Consider the following 17,017-nt stretch of genomic DNA (forward strand, 5'->3'; position numbering starts at 1 on the left):
ATTTTTTTTGATTAAAAACGAAAGATCGATAATTTTAGACATAAAGTAGGAGGTTTTTGAGTAACAATTTTCGAGTTAATAGGAGAAGATTGTAGTAATTTTAGCTAGAATTCTGGTTTTAAACCCCTCAAAAGTCTTTATATAATTACGTCTAATCATAAATTAATCGCATAGTTGAGAAAATAAAGTTTCAATTCTTTTTCGGTACTTTTTGAAGAGATAAAACTGAGGTTTATAATCTTTTTGATTGGATCTTTTCGCTGTTTCTAATCAAATATTAGCTTCATTAAATAAGTCAATTTGAATTGTTTGTAACAAATAATCTCTGTCACCAAGTAGTATTCAATATGATAGTTGAGATTTTATATATTTCAAAAAATGAAAATCATGAACAGATGCAGGACTAATATCAATACTCTGGAAAACACCTATTAAAGAACAAACAGCATAAATTTTATAGCCTTAAAAAGACATTTGCTGAGAAGCACAAAAACCTCTATTTAGTGCACTATACTGATATTCCTTTCAAATTTTTAAGCGATTAATTCTTGCTATTTTACACACTTCAAATGGTATACTATCAACGATAAAACAATTTTCAAATTCATTAAATTCTTTCGCTAATTTGAGTTGAATACTATTAATTTTCGCTGATAATCTCCCTTAAGTACTACGATTGTAAATACTTCGCTCAATTTTACACTTAGCACTATAGGAAGATTTCGAAATAAATGATTTTCACTATCAATACCCATAAATTGAGCTGTTAAAACATGATTTATAAATCAAAAAGTTTAGGTCTTCTACGTTGATAAATTAAAAGTGTATCTGTGGATATTTTTAGTAGAACTTCTAATATTCTTTCGCAATTCGAAAGTAAGTTGTTCATTGTAAATATTTTGTATTCAAATTAATTTACTTATTTTCAATTAAATGGACAACTTTATTATTTATTAATCAAATGTATAACAGGTATAAAGCTTTAGTTATAATACGATCTTTGAGTTTAATAATAATTTACAATTTTTAAAATATGTAGCTTTATTTATACTGGAAAATTCAGGGAGATATCCAACCCTCTCAATACTCATATCTAGAAACATAATGTTTACATTTCGATACACGAACACCGAACAAACCATACGGAACGGATATACAATGGATACAGAATGGATACAGCGCGGATACACAACCGATACAGAAAAGTGTCATTTTCGATATACACCGATACAGGATTTTAACACTTTTTAACACACTATTTCTCTAAGCAAAATATAAACATAGGTTTTTTTAACCGTTTTTCACTTTAAATAATTTGAGTTTTTAGATTATTAATATTTCGATTTAAGTGTATTTTAATAATGTACTGATTCAATGTTTGTGCAGTAATTTTAGCTAGAATTCTGGTTTTAAACCCCTCAAAAGTCTTTGCATAATTGCGTATAATCATAAATTAATCACATAGTTGAGAAAAAAAAGTTTCAATTCATTTTTGATATTTTTTGAAGGGACCTTTTCGGTGTTTCTAATTGTATATGAACTTCATTAAATAAATCAATTTGAATTGTTTGTAACAAATAATCTCTATCACCAAGTAGCACTCAATCTGATAGTTGAGATTTTATATCTTTCAAAAAATAAATATCATGAACAGATGCGGGACTAATATCAATACTCTAGAAAACACCTCTTAAAAAACAAACAGCATGAAGTTTATAGCCATAAAAAGACAATTGCTGAGAAGCACTAAAACCTCTATTTGGTGCACAAAACTGATGCTCTTTGCAAAATTTAGAGTGATTAATTCTTGTTATTTCACAAACTTCCAACGGCATAATATCAACGATAAAACAATTTTTAAATTCATTAAATTCTTTCGCTAATTTGAGTCGAATATTATTAATTTGCTCTGATAATCTTCGTTTTCTACGATTGTAAATACTACGCTCAATTTTACAACTTAGCGCTTTAGGAAGATTTCGAAATAAATGATTTTCACTATCAATACCCATAAATTTAGCTGTTAAGACAAGATTTATGAGTTATAAATCAAAAAGTTTAGGTCTTCTACGTTGATAAATTAAAAGTGTATCTGTGGATATTTTCGTAGAACTTATAATATTCTTTCATAATTTGTAAGTAAGTTGTTCATTGTAAATGTTTTGTACTTAAAACAATTTACTGATTTTCAATCAAATGAACAACTTTATTATTTATAAATCAAAATGCACAACGAGTAAAACTAATATTTTTAATCATAATTTTGATTTAAGTTTTGTAAAAAATCAGCCATATCCTCAATTCGTAATTGCAGCTTACTCCCTACTTTAAGGCAGGATGAAGGCAACATAGTGGCAGTAGAGTGTATACAATACTTTTTTTGGACGGTTGAAAGTTGACAGCAATTCGTCTAAGTTCCCGATACTAAAATCAGAGATTTTCACTCGAACTGACGAAAAGTACAATTGTTTTTCAAGAGTTTTAATTTTGTTGACAGTTCGAGTTGAAAAAAAATGGTGAATCATTACACTCGAGTTTTGTATTTTCACTGTATGAAATGATTAGGCGGTGAATATTTGCTGAATCAAACAAATAGGCAGCGGCTACTTTTGGGTTATGGGCTCGGGAGAGGTTTCGAGAAGCGAAATAAATTAGTAACTAATCTATACTTTCATAATCTTTTTTATCGAGTTGATAATCAATAAACGATACTTTTCTGAGCTTCGCATTTCGTTTTGGAATAATAGGGTAACCTTTGGCTTCGGCAAATACTTTTGTGAATTTTGCGCCGAAATATAGAATTGTTGCAACATAATAAATCCACAACAAAAGAATAACCAACGAACCTGCCGATCCAAAAATGGTAGAATATTTGGAGTTTGCGATATAAATACCAATTAAATATTTTGCAATAAAGAATAGAATCGCCGTAAAAAACGCTCCTACAAAAGCTTGTTTTGCTTTGATACGTGCATCGGGAAGAATCTTGAAGAGAATATAAAATATCAAAATCGAGATTGAAATACTCAATGTATTATTAAGAAGAATAACTGTGGTCTTCGTCATAATGGTATCGAGTTCGAAAAGACTGAAAATTTCTTCTCCAAAACTCATTAATATACTATTTAATATTACTGTTGCTATTAAAACTATTCCTAATGAAAGGATAATCAAAAATGAAAGCCCTCTATTTATTACAAATTTCAACCAAGCTCTACGAGGAACTGCTTCGACACGCCAAATAAGATTGAGACTATCTTGCATATCGGTGAACATTGTTGTAGAACCAAAAATCAAAATTCCGATACCTATATATAAAGCAAGCGAACTATCTCCTGAAATGGTAGAATTTGTAACAAAATTTTGTACAGCTAAAGCGACATCTGGACCAACAATATTTTTAAGCTCATAAAACATTCGGTTTTCGATAGCATCTTTCTTAAAGAATAAACTTGCACTGGAAATTACAATCAGAATTAATGGTGAAAGTGAAAACAATGCGTAATAAGTTAACGAAGCGCTCAATTTCATAATTCGGTCTTCACCAAATTCGACAATTGTCTGTTTTAAAATATTAAAGTAAAATTTTAGTTGCTTCATTAAATTAATTACTTTAGAGATTAAAGATACAAATTCATAAAATCTATAACAAAAAAAAGACCATTCGATGAATGGTCTTTAAAAAAATATATTAAATCTTAGCTTACACTAACATTGTAACAGGATTTTCGATGTACATTCTTAATGTTTGTAAGAATTGTGCACCTGTTGCTCCGTCTACTGTTCTGTGATCACAAGCTAAAGATAATTTCATTGTGTTACCAACTACAACTTGTCCGTCTTTTACAACTGGTTTTTGAATAATTGAACCAACTGATAGGATACAAGAGTTTGGTTGATTGATAATCGATGTGAATGATTCGATTCCAAACATACCTAAGTTTGAAACAGAGAATGTTGATTTTTCCATTTCATCTGCTTTTAATTTGCGATCTCTTGCACGACCTGCATAATCTTTGACCTCAGCAGAAATTTGAGCAAATGATTTTTGATCTGTATTTTTAACAACAGGAACCAATAAACCATCTTCTACAGCAACTGCCACACCAATATTGATATCTCCATGTTGAATAATTTCTGTATCTGTCCAAGTAGAATTAACAGCTGGATGTTTGCGTAAAGCCATTGCACATGCTTTCACAATCATATCGTTGAATGAAATTTTCGTATCAGGCACTGAGTTTAATTGTTTGCGCGCAGCAATCGCATTATCCATATCCAACTCTACATTTAAGTAATAATGAGGAGCTGTAAATTTAGATTCAGCCAAACGTTTAGCGATAACTTTTCTCATTTGAGAATTTGGAATCACTTTATCTTCTCCAGAAACAAAAGTTTGAGCTGGTTTAACTGATTCAGATTTTGCTTCCGCTTTTGGTTGAGCAGATGGTTGATAATTTTCGATATCTTTTTTCACGATACGTCCATTATCACCAGAACCTTTCACCTCTGCTAAATTAATTCCTTTATCTTTTGCAATTGTTTTTGCTAATGGCGATGCAAAAATACGATCAGAAGAAGAAGTTTCTTCAACCTTATTATTTACATCTAATTGTACAACTACTGGTTTTTCGTCATCAACAACTTCTGTAGAAACTGCTGGTGCAGCAACTTTACCTCCGTTTGCTACAATTGCAGAAACGTCAGTACCAGCTTCACCAATAATTGCTAAAACAGAATCTACTGGTGCAGGCTCGTTCACTTTAGCTCCTTGATATAATAAAACACCATCAAATTCTGATTCGAATTCTTGCACTGCTTTATCTGTTTCAATTTCTGCTAAAATATCACCTTCCGCAACTTGATCTCCAACATTTTTGTGCCAAACAACTACAGTTCCTTCTTCCATTGTATCAGAAAGACGAGGCATTGTAATTACTTCCACATTTGCAGGAATTTCTGCAACAGGTTTTGCTTCTTCTGTTTTTGTTTCGCTGGGAGTTGATTTTTCTTCTTTAACTTCAGTCGTAACTTTTGCTCCACCCCCGATTAAACCTGAAATATCTTCTCCTTCATTTCCGATGATTGCTAAAACTTCATCAACATTTGTTGACACTCCTTCTGCAACACCTTGATATAATAATACTCCATCAAATTCTGATTCGAATTCTTGGATTGCTTTATCTGTTTCGATTTCTGCTAAGATATCACCCTCAGCAATTTTATCTCCTACATTTTTGTGCCATTTTACAACAGTTCCTTCTTCCATTGTATCGCTTAAGCGAGGCATTGTAATAATTTCTGCCATGGTTTTTAGTTGTTTTCGATTTTATCTAAGAATGGATAATTTTCTTCTGAATAGATATAATCATACATTACGTGTTCTTCTGGATAGTTAGAGTTTTCTGCAAATTCTGCACATTCTTCTACCATCACTTTTACTTCATCAATAATTGCATCTAATTGTTCTTTAGTTGCCCAATTGTTTACTAAGATATGATTCTCAACATTCAAGATTGGATCTTCTTGTTTGTACTCTTCCACCTCTTCTTTTGTACGATAAGGCTCAGCATCAGACATAGAGTGACCTCTATAACGATATGTACGTACATCTAAGAAAGTTGGTCCATCTCCACGACGCGCTCTTTCAATAGCTTCGTAAGCTGCTTCTGCAACTTTTACAGGATCCATACCATCTACAGGCATACAAGGCATTTCGTATCCTAAACCTAATTTCCAAATATCTTCGTGGTTAGCAGTACGAGAAACAGAAGTTCCCATAGCGTATTGATTGTTTTCGCAAACAAAAACAACTGGTAATTTCCAGTTCATCGCCATGTTAAATGTTTCATGTAATGTACCTTGACGAGTTGCGCCATCTCCCATTAAACAGATTGTAACACCATCGCGATTAAAGAATTTATCACCAAAAGCGATTCCTGCTCCTAATGGAATTTGCCCACCAACGATTCCGTGTCCACCATAAAAATTATGCTCTTTACTGAAAACGTGCATAGATCCTCCTAAACCATGAGAAGTTCCTGTTTCTTTACCACATAATTCAGCCAAAATACGTTTTGGGTCTACACCCAAAGCCATAGGCCAAACGTGACAACGATAAGCAGTAATCACATGATCTACACCAGGTTTCATTGCATGAATAAAACCGGCTGGTAAAGCTTCTTGACCATTGTATAAATGTAAGAAACCTCTAATTTTTTGCTTTAAATATAATGAACGACACTTATCTTCGAAGCGACGCCAAAAAGTCATATCACGATACCATTGTAGGTACGTTTCTTGCGTTAATTTTTCCATAATTGCACAATTCCGTTGGAACAAATTTAAACTAATCTATTTAGTGTACAAAATTGCTACCCTAAAAATTCGTCAGTAAAATGTAATGGAAGCAAATCTTTAGCAGAATTTATCACCAAAACATCACCTTCTTTTCCAGATAAAATAATTTCGATTGGTTGCGATTGTTTCTTTTCAATCTCTAAAATATATTGTCGACACATCCCGCATGGAGGCAATGGATAATTGACATTTGGCGTAGAAACAGCCAATTTTTCAATCTTAATATTTGGGAAGTTTGCATTTACATAAGCCAATAAACCTCTTTCGGCACAAGTTCCGACTGGATACGAAGCATTTTCTTGATTTGAACTCGAAAAAATTTCTCCATTTTCTAATTGAACAGATGCACCAACATTGAAATTAGAATAAGGCGCATATGCATTCAACGAAATATCATAAGCCTCTTCTACTACTTTTTTTTGTTCTGCTGCAAGCTCAGATTTACTCTCGAATCGTTCAAATTCAAAAGAATATTTTTCTTTTTTCATATAGAATTTACACCAAAGTGTATTATTTAATTAATTATTAAATACTTAAATCCTCTCAGCTATTTTATTCAATAGAAAAAGGAAGTAAATTTATAAAAAAATATTTTATGTTAGTGAAAATTTTTGCAAGTGCTATTTTCGGAGTTTCCGCAAAAACAATTATTGTGGAAGTTAATATTGATCAAGGTGTCGGGTATCATTTGGTTGGTTTGCCCGATAGCGCAATAAAAGAAAGTAATTTTAGGATAAATGCTGCACTAAAAAATTCTAATTTGAAATTACCTGGTAAAAAAATCACGATTAATATGGCGCCAGCAGATTTACAAAAAGAAGGTTCTGCCTATGATTTACCAATCGCAATTGGAATTTTAGCAGCTTCGGAGCAAGTAAATTCTGAACAACTCCATAAATTTATAATGATGGGCGAATTATCGCTAGATGGTTCACTTCGACCTATAAAAGGTGCATTGCCGATTGCAATACAAGCAAAAGAAGAAGGTTTCGAAGGAATTATTTTACCCAAACAAAATGCAGACGAAGCAGCTGTTGTAGAAGGAATCGATGTTTTTGCGGTTAATAACATCAGAGAAGTTGTTGATTATTTTAACGAAGAAATCATTTTACAACCTCATCAAGTTAATTTAGATGATTATTTTTTTAGTGAAATGAATAATTATCCTTTCGATTTTGCTGATGTAAAAGGTCAAGAAAATGTAAAACGTGCGATGGAAATCGCTGCTGCAGGAGGACATAACATTATTTTGATCGGTCCTCCAGGAAGTGGAAAAACAATGTTAGCCAAACGAATTGCTTCAATTCTTCCGAAAATGACCGTACAAGAAGCGCTCGAAACAACAAAAATTCATAGCGTTGCTGGAAAATTATCTAACAAATCATTAATTGTAAGTCGTCCTTTTTCTAGTCCACATCATTCTATATCGGATGTCGCCTTAGTCGGCGGTGGTTCTTATCCACAACCTGGAGAAATTTCTTTGGCGCATAATGGTGTTTTGTTTTTGGATGAATTACCCGAATTTAAGCGAACTGTTTTAGAAGTTATGCGTCAACCTTTGGAAGATCGAGAAGTCACAATTTCGAGGGCAAAATTCACTGTGAATTATCCTGCGAGTTTTATGTTAGTAGCTTCTATGAATCCAAGTCCGAGCGGTTATTTTATGGATGATCCAAACAACACTTCCTCTTTAGCGGAAATGCAACGTTATATGAATAAAATTTCTGGACCACTTTTGGACCGAATTGATTTACATATCGAAGTGAATCCTGTTCCGTTTGATGATTTGTCGCAAGAACGTCGTGGCGAAAAAAGTGCTGTGATTCGTGAACGTGTCATTAATGCAAGAAATATCCAGACCAAACGATTTGAAAATACAAAAGTCCATTACAACTCGCAAATGGGACCAAAAGAGTTGGATACTTTTTGTGATTTAGATGATCATTCGAAGCATTTAATCAAAGTTGTTATGGAAAAATTAAATCTTTCTGCTCGTGCGTATGATCGAATTATTAGGGTTGGACGAACAATTGCAGATTTAGATAATTCTGAAACTATTCTTTCAAAACATATTAGTGAAGCTATTCAGTATAGAAGTTTGGATCGAAATCAGTGGATGTGAGTTTAATTATTAATGATGAATGATGAATTATGCGTTATGCAAAAAAAAGGAATCTCTTTCAAGATTCCTTTTCCATTTACTAAAATTCAAATTCACCAACCAAAATTCCTTCGCCGCCAGAATTTGGCTTGTTATTCTGGAAAGTAATCATTTTCTTCACTTGTTTTCCTGAGCTATACATCAAGTAAATCTCTGCCGAAATAGTTGTTGGCCCTGAAATACTCATTTGTCTTTCTCCGAAAAAATTCGTTTCTATTTTATATTTTCCTTTGATCGCTTTTTTTAACATAAATTGTTCTGGTCCGAAACCTTGCGTCACATCCTCACTCATTCGTCCACCAATCGCAGTTGTACGATGTCCGTAAAAACATTTCTCGCCATTTGGATCCGTCACCCACAAATCAATATCGGTCATATCTTTATTCCAATTCATCACCACACGAATATCAACCGGAATATCAACAATGATATCTTTATTAATTTTCGATAAATTCAATTCTTTTCGATGAAGCGAAATCAAATTATTAACTTCAGGAACAATAATCTCCGTAATATCTCGATCACGATTGGCAATTTCTACTGAATAATCATTCGTTAATACTTTATATAAATGCTCTAAAGCCGATTGATATTGCTCATTATCTTGTAACGACAACGCATAATCTCTATAACTTTGCGCATCAAAAGGTCGCCAATCTAATACTTTTTTCGTGATAAATAATTCTGTTTGATACTCCTCAATTTCTTTCAATTTGTACGCTAACATTTTATACAATTCAGCATCTTCCAAACCTAAATCTGCAATCGAGCTTAAAATTTTAAGACCAGTTTCTTTTTCTTTTTTCTGAAAGAAAAATGTTGCCACATCAAAATAATACGCAGGTGTTTCGGCATAATCTTTTCTCAAATCTAAATAAGTTTGATATGGATTTTTAGACGCTTCTATCAACTTCATGTATTGTTTATCCGATTTTACATTGACTATTTTAATTTCTGGAACCGAAGCTGATGATTCATCCTTCATTTTTTTATCAACAGAATTATTCAAACTTGACGCTCCTCTAATTCTCATATTAGATGTTGTAGTTGGACTTCCTTCAGTTCTAACTTCCATTGCAGCCATAGCTCTTGGTTCTGGCATTACCATATTCACTTGCGCAGTCTCTTCTAAATAAGTTATAGAATCCGTAACAGGCTTTGGATATTTTGGTTTTACATATTTAAAATCTTTCTTCCACCACTCTTTCAATTCCTTTGCTTTCACAATTGCATTTTTCAACAAATCAGCTTTTCGAGTTTCTTTTTGTTCAAAACCTTGTTTCGATAATTTATTAAATTCATTTTGCAATTCTGCTGGTGGATTGATTTTATACTTTACATAATCCGAAACATTTTCCAAAACAATCAAACTTGTGTTCGATGTTACAATCGAAAATTGTTTCCCAATTTCTTCAATTTCTGTTTTATTTTGCTCTGGATTCAATTCCAAATAATTCACTTTACTTTGCGCCCAAATTTTACTGATTTCAAGATTTTGAGTTGCTTTACTCAAATCCAATTCTTTGTTGAATTCCACTTTTCCATTTCGTCCAAACATCATCGTTAATTTTGCATTTGGATACTGAGAAATTCCCGCAATCGAAATTCCATTACTCACATCATTTGTCGAAATAGGATAAACTTCTCCTGCTGTATTGTTGATAATTCCTAAGAATTGAACCGAACTTTCATTGATTTGTTTGAACGCATTTTCTACAGAATTTTCATTAAGATTGATGAATTTTCCACCAGCTTTTTGCGCAATCATTTTCAAAACACCATAATTAGAAGTCGGCGAAGACGCAATCGTATAAAAAGGTTTATCTATGTTAAAAATATTCGAGCCAAAAGATGAAATTCCATCCGAAAACAATAAATATTCGTCTGCTTTCAGATTTGTTGGAAGAATTTTTGCATAATTTGTTCCTCCATCATATGTCACATTTTCCAAATATTTTTTCAATTCTGACCAATCACCATTTTTAATTTGAAACAATCTCGATTTTTCCAAAGAAATATTCAACAACGAAACTTCAATATTTAGATTTTTTTGTTGAGAAATAATTTTATCTAAAAATTCTAATTCTTTTTGATGATTTCGTTTCAAACCACTTAACGAATTATCCCAAATTATTCCGATATTTTTCGACCAAACTTTAGGTTGAGATTTTGCATCAACCAATAAATTCGCATAAAAATAAAACGAACCATCTACATTTTTCTGAACAAAAGATTCTACATTATTCGGAGATTTTGGAAGATTAATAATTAATGATTTTTTAGGTGTAAAATCTGTTTTCGACAAATTTGCTTCATATATATTACTATTTTCAGAAAAATTGAACGAACCATCTGGCGTTTCTACCAATTGTGGTTTTCCAGCAGCATTGAACACTTTTGTTGTCAAATTAAACTTCGCAATCTTCTTCGAAGAATCTAATGGCAAATGATATTGATACGACGATTTATCCAATTTCAATTCTTGGTAATACGACAACTGAATCGTACGTGAACCTTTTGCTGGAATCGGAGAAATACGAGTTCGAAAATTATTTCCTTCTACTTTTTCAATGATTCCAGGGTCGATATTTTGCTTCTGAATACTTTCGAAAACCTCAACCGCACGCACTTTTGTAACAGGAACTGCATTTCGCAATTTTCCATTAATATCAATTGCATATCCACTAACAGTCGTGTTTTCGGGCAAAGGAAAAACTAAATTCCCTTCGAGATTTCGACTTGACGAATTTGTAAAAACTAAAGTTGTTGTCGTTTTGGCTAGATTTCCAAAAATCTCAACTTGCACATCCATCGATTGCAAACTCACAGAATTTTCGTCTGGACGTTCACCGATTTCGATACGCGGAAATCCAATTCGGATATCTTGCGCATTTATTTTTGTAGAAAAAAACATTCCAACAAAAACAAAGAAAAAAGAAAATAACTTTTTCATATTGTTTGATTTGTAAGTTAGATGCAACAAATTACAAAAAGGTTGGTTGATGTGAAAAAGTTTTAAGTGTTGAGTTGTTAGTTATAAGTTTATTTCAGATTTCCTCTTTTCGTCGGAAGGATATTTACTTGATTCATATTATTAAAATTATCTTTCTGAACCTTATTTTAAGACTGAATATTTTTTACATAAATTAGAAATAAATCATTATATTTGATTGAATTACAATTTATAATAAAATGAAAAACATATTATATATAACGGGATTAGTTTTAATATTAACTTCAATTTTATTAATCTTAGAATTTTCTGATTCTAATAGAATGAGCTTAATTGCAGGAATGATTTTGCCAATAGGATTAGCATTTAACATTTTAGGTTTTACTTTAAAAACTAATCCACTAAAAGAATAATTTAATATTCTGCCATAAATATTAAATCGAAAAGCCAATTGCTCTTAGAAACAATTGGCTTTTTGATTTATTTTTTAATATCTATTTTTTCTCGCTCTTTGTCTTCACTCACTTTGTAAGCTTTCAAGACTTCGCGAACAATCTTGTGTCGAACAACATCTTTATCATCCAAATAAATAAATCCGATATCTTTTACATCTTTCAATATATTAATCGCTTCACGTAAACCAGATTTTTGTTTTGGTGGTAAATCGACCTGACCAGGATCTCCGGTAATGATAAATTTAGAATTTTTTCCCATACGCGTCAAAAACATTTTCATCTGAGCATAGGTTGTATTTTGTGCTTCATCAAGAATTACAAAAGCTCCGTCCAACGTCCGACCACGCATAAATGCTAAAGGCGCAACTTCTATCACTCCTTTTTCGGTATAAGACGAAAGTTTCTCGAACGGAATCATATCTTTCAACGCATCGTACAAAGGTTGTAAATATGGATCTAATTTATCTTTCATATCACCTGGTAAAAAACCTAAATTCTCGCCAGCTTCTACGGCAGGACGTGTCATAATAATTCGGCGAACTTCTTTGTTCTTCAATGCTTGTATCGCCAACGCAACAGCCGTATAGGTTTTTCCCGTACCAGCAGGTCCAATTGCAAACACCATATCTTTGTTGTAAACAGTTTGTACCAGCTTTTGTTGATTAGGCGTTTGAGGTTTGATGATTTTACCATTTACACCGTGTACAATAATTTCGTCTTCTTTTTTCATTTGAAGCATTTCATTATTATCTTCGGTCATAATGATTTCGAGTTCGCGATCAGATAGTCGATTGTATTTGTGAATATGCTGAATTACTCGTTGCATTTTTTGGTCAAATACTTTCAGAACATCTTCATTTCCAAACACTGTCAACTCTCTTCCGCGAGCAACAATCTTTAATTTTGGATAATATTCTTTGATTCTTTTTAGATGTTCATTATTAGCACCATAAAAATCTTGAGCATTAATTTCGGCTAATTCAATATTAATTTCTGTCAAATGAGATTGTTTTTTTGGTTCACTTACACAAAAATAAAGAATAATAAACAATATATTTGCTAATTATTAGAGAATAGTGGCAATTATTACATTAACATCGGATTTTGGAGTCAAAGATTACTTTGTTTCTAGCGTTAAAGGCGCAATTCTAAAAGAATTGGCCGATGTTACAATTGTAGATATTTCGCATCATGTTAATCCTTATGATTTATCTGAAGCTGCCTATATCATTCGTAATTCTTACGAAGAATTTCCCGAAGGAACTATACATATTATTGGAATTAATGCCTTAAGTACACCTTATCAGAAGCCGATTTGTGCATTAATCAATCATCATTATTTTATTTGTGCAGATAATGGAATTTTATCCTTGATTTGCCAAAAAAATCAACCAGAAGAAATTTACGAAATCACTGCTTATCCAGAAGGAATAGACAGTTTATTTCCAATGAAAAATTGTTTTGTGCCAGTTGCATGTCACTTGGCGCGCGGCGGAGTTCCTGCTCTTTTAGGGAACAAACGTACCGAAATGAAGCAACTGAATGAGTTGAAACCAATTTATCGCGATGATAAATATGTCATAGGAAATGTGATTTATATTGATCATTTTGGGAATGTTGTGAGTAATATTTCGAAAGATTTTTTCGATGAAATTGCACAAGACAGAAAATATAAAATTTTGCTTCGTCAGAAAGATTTCTCGATGACCGATATTACTGTTATTTATGAGCATTACAATGAAGTTGTACAAGATTTTAACAAAGAGGTGCAAGCTTTTGGGCGAACATTGTGTTTGTTTAATTCGGCAGGATTTTTAGAAGTTACTTTATACAAAAGTAATCCTACAATATCAGGAGGTGCGAATCAGTTAATGGGATTAAAGAAAAACGATACAATTACAATTGAATTTGAAAATTAACGCTGAGAAAATTTAGTATTAGAGAGTTTACAATAACTATATGACTTATAATTATTTAATATACAAAGCAATACACGTTATCTTTGTGGTAAGTTACTTTGCTGGTTTATTTTACATTGTTCGTTTGATGATTTATCATACAGAAACACAACAAATGGAAGAACCAAAAAAATCAATTTTGCAGGATCAATATACCTACATGGAGAAAAAATTATGGAATGTAATTACCGCTCCTGCTTTGGTTATTTTGATCACAATGGGATTGAATATGCTTTACAAAAATCAAGGTTTGCTGTATATGCCTTGGATGAAAAGTAAATTGGGGATGATAAGTGTTTTATTAATTTATCATTTTTGGTGTTGGCGAACGTTGAAACAAATCCAAAATAAAGTTTTCAAATACACTTCTGTTCAACTGCGAATGATGAACGAATTGGCGACTATTTTATTATTTGTTATCGTGTTTGCTGTGATTCAAAAAACAGATTTTGGTCAAAATTGGTATTGGTCGATTGTCAGTTTCTTTGGTTGTGGTATACTACTTATGCTTATTGTGCGTTTAATTAATCGTAATAATAAAAAATAACATGTGGACAATCTTCAAAAAAGAGTTTTCCAATTTTTATTTAGGCTTCAACGCTTATTTAGCAACCGCAACATTTGTTATCGTTTCGGTTTTGTTCCTTTGGTTTTTTGATAACGAATTCAATGTTTTCAACACAGGAAATGCTTCTTTAAGTAGTTTTTTCTTTGTAGGACCTTGGATTTTTCTATTCATGATTCCTGCTTTAACCATGAAATTAATCGCGGAAGAGCAAGCAAATGGCACATTATTGTGGTTATTCACACTACCTATAAAAGATAACCAAATTATTTGGGGCAAATATTTAGCTGTCGTTTCAGTTATCGTTTTTTGTCTGCTTTCAACTTTCTTGTTCACCATTACATTACAAGAATTTTTGATGCCTGAACAAGAACTAGATTACGGAACAATTTTTTCTGGCTATTTAGGACTTTTCTTTCTAGGAAGTTTATTCGCCGCAATTGGTTTATTTACCTCATCTATCACCAAAAATCAAGTAATGGCTTATGTTTTGTCGGTTTTCTTTTGCTTCATTATTTTTTATGGATTCGAAAGTTTAGCGTCATATAATTTACTTGGTTCGATGGATTTCTATGTTCAAAAAATTGGAAGTTTTACACATTACAACCAGTTTTTGAAAGGAATTATTGACACACGAGATTTACTTTACTTTTTGATTTTGATTGGAATTTTAAATCAAATTTCAATCGTTAATCTTGAAAATAAAAAATAGTGCCATGAAAAAATTAAACAAAAAACATCTAATTACTTTCATCGCATTTATCGCGCTTTTTATCATCGCTCAATTTGTTTACACACGAATTGACATGACGAAAGACAAACGTTTTACGTTAACTTCTACAACCGAAAAGTTGGTAGAAAATGTAAAACAACCGCTTAAAATTGAAATTCTTTTGGGTGGAGATTTAACGGGTGATTACAGAATTTTGAAGAACGAAATTCAGTTTTTATTAGACGAACTTCGCGAAAAAAACAGCAATATTTCTTATTCTTTTATTGATCCTGTCGATTTAGGACAAGCCGAATTAGAGCAAAATAAATTGGCTCCAGTTCCGATTAAAACCGACAAAGGAATTTTGAATGTTTATCCGTACGCAAAATTAACTTACGGCGACAAATCGACTTATATGGAGGTTTTGGTCAATGATCCTTCTACTCCATTTGATAAATTAGCGTTGGCTTCAACTGAAAAATTAGAATATTTATTTGCAGAAAAAATTCAGAAAGCAACCAATTTTGAGCGCAAACGAGTTGGTTTTATCGTTCATCATGACGAATTACCAGAAGCTAATATTCAAGGATTAGGTTCTGCTTTGTCAGAAAAATATGATGTTGAGATCTACCTTAATCCAATTGCAAACAAATCGTTTACTTTACAACCTTCTGATTTGGATAGTTTGAAACGTTTTGATGCGTTAATTATCGCAAAACCTACATTACCTTTTTCTGATATGGATAAATTGGTTTTGGATCAATATATCATGAATGGTGGAAAAATGATGATGGCTGTGGAAACTGTCGATGCTGAAATGGACTCTATTTTCCGAAGTGGAAAAATTGTTGCTTTTCCTCGAGATTTGAAATTAAATGATTTCTTGTTCAATTATGGTGTTCGTATTCATCCGGCTGTTATCAAGGATATGAATGGGGCGCAAATTGTTTTGGCTGATGGTGAAACGGCAGGAAATACAAGTTACAATTATTACAATTGGCCTTATTTTGAGTTAGGAATTAAAGGAGAAGAAAACCCAATTACAAGTTCAATCGATCCAGTTTTATTTCAATTTTCGAATCCAATCGAATTACTAAAAAATCCAACTATTAAGCAAACTGTTTTATTAAGTTCTTCTGAACAATCAAGTTTGAAACCTGCTTTAAATTATATTCAATTAAACGAAGTCGAAATCGAAAATCCTGAAGAATATAAAATGGGTAAAATTCCGATGGCAGTTTTGTTAGAAGGGAATTTCAATTCGGCTTATGCTTCGCGTTACGAACGTAAAGAATTTCCGAATTTCAAACCGAAAACTACTGACGGAAAAATGATCGTTATTTCGGATGGAGATGTTTTGAAAAATGCTTTGTGGAGAGGAATTCCAATGCAATTAGGAGAAAATAAATTTTCGGTTCGCCCAGATAACCCAGATGGAAAACCGAAAACATACGCCAACCAAACATTTGTAATGAATGCGATGGATTATTTATTAGGTGATTCTGATTTCTTGGCTTTACGCAATCGTAAATTAGAGATTCCTTTGTTGAGCGAAACGACTGTTTTACAAGAAAAATCGACTTGGCAAATGATTAATTTACTTGTTCCAACTGCTATTATTGGATTGTTCGCTGGAATTGGATTTTGGATTAGAAAAAAGAGATATAGTAAATAGATTGACTATTTTAAATTGACGATATACGATTCATTCCATCAATAATATTAAAATAAAATAATTTAATACACTTATTAGAGTCTTATTTTTAAAAATGTATACTTTCTAAGCTCTAAATAAGCAATTTATCCGATAATTTGTTTATTTTTAGTGATTACATTTAAACTAGACTTAATGC

Annotated in this window: 12 protein-coding genes and 1 pseudogene; 6 read left to right on the forward strand and 7 right to left on the reverse strand. The window is 32.0% G+C overall.

Annotation, left to right across the window (positions count from 1 at the left end; all coding sequences use genetic code 11):
* Positions 1–1,306: 1,306 nt before the first annotated feature.
* From N5D46_RS02995 to N5D46_RS03015, 5 genes and pseudogenes are all read right to left on the reverse strand, one after another.
* Positions 1,307–2,152, reverse strand: a pseudogene (locus N5D46_RS02995) (IS982 family transposase).
* A 506-nt stretch (positions 2,153–2,658) separates the two neighbouring features.
* On the reverse strand, positions 2,659–3,600 hold the full coding sequence (locus tag N5D46_RS03000) for a YihY/virulence factor BrkB family protein (RefSeq protein ID WP_038337079.1): 942 nt from the start codon (positions 3,598–3,600) through the stop codon (positions 2,659–2,661).
* A 103-nt stretch (positions 3,601–3,703) separates the two neighbouring features.
* Positions 3,704–5,308 carry a pyruvate dehydrogenase complex dihydrolipoamide acetyltransferase gene (locus N5D46_RS03005; protein WP_125349668.1) on the reverse strand — a complete coding sequence of 535 codons (1,605 nt, stop codon included), beginning with the start codon at positions 5,306–5,308 and terminating at the stop codon, positions 3,704–3,706.
* A 5-nt stretch (positions 5,309–5,313) separates the two neighbouring features.
* Positions 5,314–6,318, reverse strand: a complete 1,005-nt coding sequence (gene pdhA, locus N5D46_RS03010) for a pyruvate dehydrogenase (acetyl-transferring) E1 component subunit alpha (protein ID WP_125349669.1) — start codon at positions 6,316–6,318, stop codon at positions 5,314–5,316.
* A gap of 56 nt (positions 6,319–6,374) precedes the next feature.
* Positions 6,375–6,848 (reverse strand): cytidine deaminase, encoded by a 474-nt coding sequence (locus tag N5D46_RS03015; RefSeq protein WP_038337075.1) that lies wholly within the window; start codon positions 6,846–6,848, stop codon positions 6,375–6,377.
* Positions 6,849–6,955: 107 nt separating this feature from the next.
* On the opposite strand from N5D46_RS03015, the gene N5D46_RS03020 reads away from it, so the two are divergent.
* A complete protein-coding gene (locus tag N5D46_RS03020; RefSeq protein WP_114999055.1) occupies positions 6,956–8,482 on the forward strand; it encodes a YifB family Mg chelatase-like AAA ATPase in 1,527 nt (508 codons plus the stop codon).
* Positions 8,483–8,561: 79 nt separating this feature from the next.
* Here N5D46_RS03020 and N5D46_RS03025 read toward each other — a convergent pair whose 3' ends face one another.
* Positions 8,562–11,474, reverse strand: a complete 2,913-nt coding sequence (locus N5D46_RS03025) for a VIT domain-containing protein (protein ID WP_280049151.1) — start codon at positions 11,472–11,474, stop codon at positions 8,562–8,564.
* Positions 11,475–11,713: 239 nt separating this feature from the next.
* Between N5D46_RS03025 and N5D46_RS03030 the strand changes: the two genes are divergently transcribed.
* Positions 11,714–11,887, forward strand: coding sequence for a hypothetical protein (locus N5D46_RS03030; RefSeq protein WP_180905924.1), 174 nt, complete (start codon positions 11,714–11,716; stop codon positions 11,885–11,887).
* Between the two features lie 67 nt (positions 11,888–11,954).
* On the opposite strand, the gene N5D46_RS03035 is transcribed toward N5D46_RS03030, so the two are convergent.
* A complete protein-coding gene (locus N5D46_RS03035) occupies positions 11,955–12,929 on the reverse strand; it encodes a PhoH family protein (protein ID WP_280049152.1) in 975 nt (324 codons plus the stop codon).
* Between the two features lie 76 nt (positions 12,930–13,005).
* Here N5D46_RS03035 and N5D46_RS03040 point away from each other — a divergent pair, with 76 nt between their 5' ends.
* Genes N5D46_RS03040 through gldG form a run of 4 tightly spaced genes read left to right on the forward strand, consistent with a single transcriptional unit; the run spans position 13,006 to position 16,839 of the window.
* Complete coding sequence (locus N5D46_RS03040) at positions 13,006–13,848, forward strand: SAM-dependent chlorinase/fluorinase (protein ID WP_280049153.1); 843 nt, start codon at positions 13,006–13,008, stop codon at positions 13,846–13,848.
* Positions 13,849–13,888: 40 nt separating this feature from the next.
* Complete coding sequence (locus N5D46_RS03045; protein WP_280049154.1) at positions 13,889–14,434, forward strand: CopD family protein; 546 nt, start codon at positions 13,889–13,891, stop codon at positions 14,432–14,434.
* 1 nt (position 14,435) lies between these two features.
* A complete protein-coding gene (locus tag N5D46_RS03050; RefSeq protein WP_280049155.1) occupies positions 14,436–15,164 on the forward strand; it encodes an ABC transporter permease subunit in 729 nt (242 codons plus the stop codon).
* Between the two features lie 4 nt (positions 15,165–15,168).
* Positions 15,169–16,839, forward strand: coding sequence for a gliding motility-associated ABC transporter substrate-binding protein GldG (gene gldG / locus N5D46_RS03055; protein WP_280049156.1), 1,671 nt, complete (start codon positions 15,169–15,171; stop codon positions 16,837–16,839).
* Positions 16,840–17,017 lie beyond the last annotated feature (178 nt).

The organism is Empedobacter sp. GD03865 (genome assembly GCF_029840775.1).
Taxonomy (GTDB): Bacteria; Bacteroidota; Bacteroidia; order Flavobacteriales; family Weeksellaceae; genus Empedobacter; species Empedobacter falsenii_B.

Coding starts and splice junctions, on each gene's coding strand:
- N5D46_RS03000 (WP_038337079.1), bottom strand. CDS start 3,600: ATGAAGCAACTAAAATTTTACTTTAATATTTTAAAACAGACAATTGTC.
- N5D46_RS03005 (WP_125349668.1), bottom strand. CDS start 5,308: ATGGCAGAAATTATTACAATGCCTCGCTTAAGCGATACAATGGAAGAA.
- pdhA (WP_125349669.1), bottom strand. CDS start 6,318: ATGGAAAAATTAACGCAAGAAACGTACCTACAATGGTATCGTGATATG.
- N5D46_RS03015 (WP_038337075.1), bottom strand. CDS start 6,848: ATGAAAAAAGAAAAATATTCTTTTGAATTTGAACGATTCGAGAGTAAA.
- N5D46_RS03020 (WP_114999055.1), top strand. CDS start 6,956: ATGTTAGTGAAAATTTTTGCAAGTGCTATTTTCGGAGTTTCCGCAAAA.
- N5D46_RS03025 (WP_280049151.1), bottom strand. CDS start 11,474: ATGAAAAAGTTATTTTCTTTTTTCTTTGTTTTTGTTGGAATGTTTTTT.
- N5D46_RS03030 (WP_180905924.1), top strand. CDS start 11,714: ATGAAAAACATATTATATATAACGGGATTAGTTTTAATATTAACTTCA.
- N5D46_RS03045 (WP_280049154.1), top strand. CDS start 13,889: ATGACTTATAATTATTTAATATACAAAGCAATACACGTTATCTTTGTG.
- N5D46_RS03050 (WP_280049155.1), top strand. CDS start 14,436: ATGTGGACAATCTTCAAAAAAGAGTTTTCCAATTTTTATTTAGGCTTC.
- gldG (WP_280049156.1), top strand. CDS start 15,169: ATGAAAAAATTAAACAAAAAACATCTAATTACTTTCATCGCATTTATC.